Below are 6,169 nucleotides of genomic sequence, written 5' to 3'. Positions count from 1 at the left end.
CGGGCGGCGACCGGCCCGCGAGCCCCGACGCCCCGGACGCCGCCGCCTCGCCCGGCACGCCGCTGGAGACCGAGCTCCAGCAGCAGCAGGTCGAGACGGCCACGCCGCCCCGGACGCTCCTGAGCGAGCTCGTCGAGGACCTGCGCGCGCTGCGGCGTCGGGCCGACGCCTCCGCCCAGGAGGTCGGGGCGCGGATCGTCGCCCTGGGCACGTCGCCGCGCCCGGGCGTGCCGGTCCTCACGCCGGTGACGCGCTACCGCGCGATGGCCCAGCTCATGGGCGTGACCGCCGACGAGCAGCTGACGTGCGGCTGCCACGTGCACGTCGCGGTGGAGTCGGACGAGGAGGGCGTCGGCGTCCTGGACCGCATCCGACCCTGGCTCGCGGTCCTCACCGCCCTGTCGACGAACTCGCCCTTCTGGAACGGCGCCGACACCGGGTACGCCGGCTACCGCACCCAGGTGTTCCAGCGGTTCCCGACGACGGGCCCGACCGACCGGTTCGGCTCGGCGGAGGCGTACCACGGGCTCGTCACGGACCTCATCACCACCGGCGCCCTCCTGGACGAGGGGATGATCTACTTCGACGCCCGGCTGTCCCGCTCGTACCCGACCGTCGAGGTGCGGGTCGCGGATGTCTGCCTCGAGCCCGAGGACGCGGTGCTCGTCGCCGCCCTGTCCCGCGGCCTGGTCGGGACGGCCGCCGCCCGGTGGCGCGCCGGCGAGGCGGCCGACGACGTCCCGACGGCCCTCCTGCGCATGGCGTCGTGGCGTGCGAGCCGGTCCGGCCTCACCTCCGAGCTCGTCCACCCGGTCCACCGGCGCGCCGCGCCCGCTGCGGAGGTGCTGCACGACCTGGTGGAGCACGTCCGTCCCGCGCTCGCGGAGACCGGGGACGAGGCGTGGGTCGAGCGCCAGGTCGAGGCCGTGCTGTCCCGTGGCACCGGGGCCGACCGGCAGCGTCGGGTCGCCGCGGCCTCGGGCGGTGACCTCGCGGCGGTGGTCCGCGACGCCGTCGGGGTGACCGTCGGGGAGCCGGCCCAGGCGGGGGCGCCTGCCAGGTGAGGCAGCCCGCCAGGTGAGGATGGTAGAATCCCGCCCGTGCCTCACTCCACCCTGAGACGCGCCGCGACCGGCGCCGCCGTTGTCCTCCTGCTCGCCGGCTGCGGCGCGACCACCACGGAGTCCGGGGCCGGCCCGGCGCCCTCCGAGGCGCCGTCGGACCCGGTCGCGTCGGCGCCCGCCGAGACGACCGCCCCATCCGACCCGTCCGCCCCCACCGAGGCGGGGCAGGAGGCTCCGCCCGTCCCCGGCGCGCACGTGCACGGCGTGGCGCTCACGGACGACGGCGTCGTGCTCGTCGCCTCGCACGAGGGCCTGGTGCGGTACGCGCCGGACGGCATGACGAGCGTCGGCCCGACGATCGACCTCATGGGCTTCGCCGCGCCGGAGCCGGGCCGCCTCCTCGCGTCGGGCCACCCCGGTCCCGGTGCCGACCTGCCCGAGCCGATGGGCCTCATCGAGTCCACGGACGGCGGCGAGACCTGGACCGTCCTGTCGCGCGGGGGCCGCTCCGACTTCCACGCGCTCGCCGCCTCGTCGTCCGTGGTGCTCGGCTTCGACGCGGAGGGGCTGTGGACCAGCCCGGACGGCCGGGAGTGGGAGGCGCTCGACCCGCCCGTGGCGCCGTACGCGCTCGCGGTGTCGCCGGACGGCGCGACCGTGCTGATGACGCACCAGGACGGTCCGCAGCGGTCCGCCGACGGCGGCCGGACCTGGGAGGCCGTGGACGGGCCCCTGCTCCAGCGCGTGGCGTTCGCCGACGCCGGCACCGCCGTCGGCGCCGCCCCGGACGGCAGCGTCCACGTGAGCACCGACGGCGGCGTGACGTGGGAGGCCCGTGGCTCCCTCGGCGGACCGCCCGAGGCGCTCGACGCGAGGCTGGTCGACGGTGCGCTGCACGTCGTGGGGATCACCGGCGCGCGCGTCGTCCTCTCGACCGACGGGGGCGCCGGCTTCGCGCCGTTCACCTTCCGCTGAGCGGCGGGCGGCGCGAGCCGCACCGGCGCCGGGCCGTAGGACGGCGCACCGGCGCCGGGCCGGTAGGACGGCGCACCGGCGCCGGGCCTGGTAGGACGGACGCATGACCGAGACCCGGGCGCCGTCGGCGGCGCAGGCCCTGCCCCTCAGCGCACCTCGTCAGCAGGGGGTCGACGCGCGGGGTGTCCAGGCGTTCCTCGACGCGGTCGAGGCGTCCGCGGCGATCGAGCCGCACAGCCTGATGCTGCTGCGGCACGGGCACGTCGTCGCCGAGGGCTGGTGGGCGCCGTTCTCGCGGGACCGGCTCCACCTCCTGTACTCCCTGAGCAAGAGCTTCACGTCCACGGCTCTCGGGCTCGCCGTCGAGGAGGGCCTGGTGTCGCTCGACGACACCGTGCTGTCGCACTTCCCGGAGCTCGACGCGGAGGTCACGGACGAGCGGAGCCGCCGCATGCTCGTCCGGCACGTCGCGGCCATGGCGAGCGGGCACCGGGAGGAGACGCTGGACCGGGTGCTCGCCCTCGACCCGCGGAACCCCGTCCGTGGCTTCCTGCTCCTCCCGCCGGACGAGGAGCCCGGCACCGTGTTCGCCTACAACCAGCCGTGCACGTACACCGTCGCGAGCATCGTGACGCAGCGGACCGGCTCGGGTCTGACGGACTACCTGCGCCCGCGGCTGCTGGACCCGCTCGGGATCGGCGAGGTCGCCTGGCACGGCGACCACACCGGGATGGAGCTCGGGTTCTCCGGGCTGCACGCGACGACCGAGGCCATCGCCCGCCTCGGCCAGCTCTACCTGCAGCGCGGACGCTGGGGGGACGAGCAGCTCGTGCCGGAGGCGTGGGTCGAGGAGGCCACCCGCGGGCACGTCCGCAGCGACGGGCAGGGCCGGCCCGTGGACTGGTCCCAGGGCTACGGGTTCCAGTTCTGGATGTCCCGCCACGGGTACCGCGGCGACGGCGCCTACGGCCAGTTCTGCCTGGTGCTGCCCGAGCAGGACGCCGTGCTCGCGATGACCGCGGCCACGGAGGCGATGCAGGAGGTGCTCGACGCAGCGTGGGAGTACCTGCTGCCGGCGATGGGCGAGATGCCCGACGGGACGGGCGGGGAGGCCGGGCCGGGCGGCGGCGGCGAGAGGGGTGCCGCGGACAACGGCGCGAGGGCCGCCGCGGAGGACGCTGCGGACGACGGCCCGAGGGACGCGGCGGAGGACGCCGACGCCGCGCTGGCCGCCCGCCTGGCCGCGCTGACCCTGCCCGGCGTGCCCGGGGACACTGCGCCGCCGTCGGCGGAGGCGTGGCTCGACCTGCGCACGGAACGGAGCTCGGGACCGGTGGCGGTCTCGCTCGCCACCTCGCGCGTGACCACCTCGGCCGACGACGAGGGCCCCGGCTCCGGGCGCTGGGTCGTCGAGCTGGAGGCCGACGACGGGGCTGTGCAGCTCCGCACCGAGGTCACCGGGCCGTCGTGGCAGGTGCACGACGTCGACCTCGCGGCCGTGGCGGGCGACGGCGCCCGGCTGCCGGTGGCCGTCAGCGGCGGGTGGGTGGGGGAGCGGCTCCGCCTCGACCTGGCCTTCGTCGAGACGCCGCACCGGCTGGCCATCGAGGTGGACGGGGCCACCCGTGAGGTGTCGTCGCGGTGGCTGACGGAGCCGCTCGGCACGCCGCCGCTGCGGGACCTGCGCGCGCAGGTGGTCTCGGGGTCGGCCCGCCTCTGACGGTGAGGCCGGCGCTGCACGGCGCCGGCCGGCACACGGCCCGTCAGCCGATGCTGGCGAGGAGCTCCGCGCAGGCGGCCTCGCACGCGCGGCACGACTCGGCGCACACGCGGCAGTGCTCGTGCATCCCGGCGTGCTGCTCGCACTCGTCGCCGCAGGAGCGGCAGGCGGCGATGCACGCCTCGAGCTGCGCGCGGGTGATGTTCGCGTCGTAGCCCGTGTGGCGGGAAAGGACGCGCGCGGTGGTCTCGCAGATGTCGGCGCAGTCGAGGTTCGTCCGGATGCACTTCCGGAGATCGGCGACCATCTCCTCGCTGAGGCAGGCGTCGGCGCAGGAGGTGCACGTCTGAGCGCACTCCGCGGCGGCGTCCACGACGCGGGCGAGCAGCTGCCGGTCGAGGTTGATCGAGGCCGGGTAGGTCTCCATCATCGCGGTGGTCTGCATGGTGCCTCCTTCGTGGTGCGGGATGCCCCGAGCGGGCACCGGCCGGTCACCCCTCGACCGTAAGAAGTGCCGTCGTGGTGTGCATCTGGGGAGTCGCGCCACGGGCTGTCCGCGCGCCTGGTGGCGGGAAGGCTCGGGGCGGGGAGGCTGGTGGCGTGGCGGAGTGCGGCGTGGAGGATGGCGGCGTGGACACGCGGACCGTGCTGCTGGCGCCGGACAAGTTCAAGGGCTGCCTCACGGGCCCCGAGGTCGCCGCCGCCCTGGCCGCCGGTCTGCGGGAGGCCGACCCGGGGGTGCGGGTCCGCACCGTCCCGGTCGCCGACGGGGGCGACGGGACCGTCGCGGCCCTGCTCGCCCGTGGCTGGCGACCGCTGGAGGTGAGGACCGCCGGACCCGACGGCGCCCCCGTGGTCGCTCAGGTCGCCGTGCGCGGCACCACGGCGGTCGTCGAGTCCGCGACGACGTCGGGCCTCGCCCTCCTGCGAGGTGGGCCCCTGCACCCGCTCACGGCTGGGAGCCGGGGTGTCGGCGAGGCCATCGCGGCGGCGGTCGACGCGGGGGCGCGGCACGTCGTCGTCGGCGTGGGGGGCACGGCCTGCACCGACGGCGGGGCGGGGATGCTCTCGGCTCTCGGCGCTCGGGTGCTGGACGAGCACGGACGCCCGGTGCCCGACGGCGGGGCCGGCCTGGAGCGCGTCGCGACGGTGGACCTGGCGCCGGCGCGGCGGAAACTCGCCGGGGTGGAGGTGACCGTCGCGACCGACGTCGACAACCCGCTGCTGGGCGCCGAGGGCGCGGCGGCCGTCTACGCCCCTCAGAAGGGCGCGAGCCCCGACGACGTCCTCCGGCTCGACGACGCGCTGCACCGTTGGGCCGGCCTCGTCGGTGGACCCGCGGACCGGCCGGGGGCAGGCGCCGGGGGCGGCCTCGGGTACGGCCTGCTGGCCGGACTCGGAGGGTCGGTGCGCTCTGGTGTGGACCTCGTCCTGGACCTGGTCGGGTTCGCGACGGAGGTGGCCGCCGCGGACCTGGTCGTGACGGGGGAGGGGCGCCTGGACGGCCAGTCCCTGCGCGGGAAGACCGTCATGGGCGTGCTGCGGGCGACGCAGGGAGCCGGCCGGGAGGACCCGCCCCCGGTGGTCGCGGTGTGCGGGGTGGACGCGCTGGGACCGGCTGCGACAGCCGGGGTCGGGCTCGCGCGGGTGTGGGCCCTGGTGGAGCGGGCGTCGTCGCCGGAGGACTCCGTGGCTCGGGCCCCCGAGCTGCTGCGCGCCGTGGGGCGCGAGTTGCTGGACGTCCTGGCACGGTGACACGTCGTTCCCCACGGTGACACGTCGTTCCCCCACGGTGACACGTCGTTCCCCCCACGGGGGCGGGGGCGGGGCGAGGCGGACGACGTCGTGGTCCACGCTCGGGTTCCGGTGGGCCCCAAGGCTGCGGTCGGGTCGCGGGCGCTGCTTCCCCACTGCGCCTCCTGGCTGGTGCCTTCTGGAGGGTGGCCTCTGGATGGTGGCTTCTGGCTGGTGGCTTCTGGCTGGTGCTTCGGGCGATGCCTTCGGGCAGCGCCTCCTCGGCTGTGAGCCAGGTCACGATGCCCGCCTGCGTCGGCCGCGAAGGTCAGCGTCCTCGGGGGCGGTGCGCTGACCTGCCCGTCTCTTGCTGCGGGGGCTCGGTCTGGGCCCTAGGTCCAGGAGCCCTAGGGCCTAACTGACGGTCATCACCGTGGGTAAGGATGATCATCAAGAGCCGCAGACGGCGCACCGGGATGATGGTCGGAGTGGCCTGTTCCCGGACTCGAGGATTCTTTCCTGGGAAGGGAGTGGACGATGTCCACGACTCTGGTCAACACCAAGGCGATCCGTGTGATCGCGATCGTGCTCATGGCCGCCGGCCTCGCGCTGGTGGTCGGCGGTGCGGCGACCTGGATCACGGTGCGCTCGCAGCTGGTCGCGGAGAACATCACGA

General features: G+C 76.0%; 5 protein-coding genes. 4 read left to right on the top strand and 1 reads right to left on the bottom strand.

The window, feature by feature from the left end; translation table 11 throughout:
• The 3 genes from N866_RS15580 to N866_RS22460 form a co-directional block, all read left to right on the top strand.
• On the top strand, window positions 1-1,064 hold a 1,064-nt coding region (locus N866_RS15580), incomplete at its 5' end, for a carboxylate-amine ligase (protein ID WP_052023136.1).
• 36 nt (window positions 1,065-1,100) lie between these two features.
• Window positions 1,101-2,039 carry a F510_1955 family glycosylhydrolase gene (locus tag N866_RS15575; protein ID WP_081802712.1) on the top strand — a complete coding sequence of 313 codons (939 nt, stop codon included), beginning with the start codon at window positions 1,101-1,103 and terminating at the stop codon, window positions 2,037-2,039.
• A gap of 103 nt (window positions 2,040-2,142) precedes the next feature.
• Window positions 2,143-3,759 carry a serine hydrolase domain-containing protein gene (locus N866_RS22460; protein ID WP_034228023.1) on the top strand — a complete coding sequence of 539 codons (1,617 nt, stop codon included), beginning with the start codon at window positions 2,143-2,145 and terminating at the stop codon, window positions 3,757-3,759.
• A 43-nt stretch (window positions 3,760-3,802) separates the two neighbouring features.
• Here N866_RS22460 and N866_RS15565 read toward each other — a convergent pair whose 3' ends face one another.
• Window positions 3,803-4,204 (bottom strand): four-helix bundle copper-binding protein, encoded by a 402-nt coding sequence (locus tag N866_RS15565; protein ID WP_034228022.1) that lies wholly within the window; start codon window positions 4,202-4,204, stop codon window positions 3,803-3,805.
• A 185-nt stretch (window positions 4,205-4,389) separates the two neighbouring features.
• Between N866_RS15565 and N866_RS15560 the strand changes: the two genes are divergently transcribed.
• Entirely contained in the window at window positions 4,390-5,514 is a 1,125-nt protein-coding gene (locus tag N866_RS15560; RefSeq protein WP_034228021.1) for a glycerate kinase, read from the top strand.
• The last annotated feature ends 655 nt before the right edge of the window (window positions 5,515-6,169 follow it).

The organism is Actinotalea ferrariae CF5-4 (assembly GCF_000603945.1).
GTDB lineage: Bacteria > Actinomycetota > Actinomycetes > Actinomycetales > Cellulomonadaceae > Actinotalea > Actinotalea ferrariae.
This window is presented reverse-complemented; position numbering and strand designations above follow the sequence as displayed.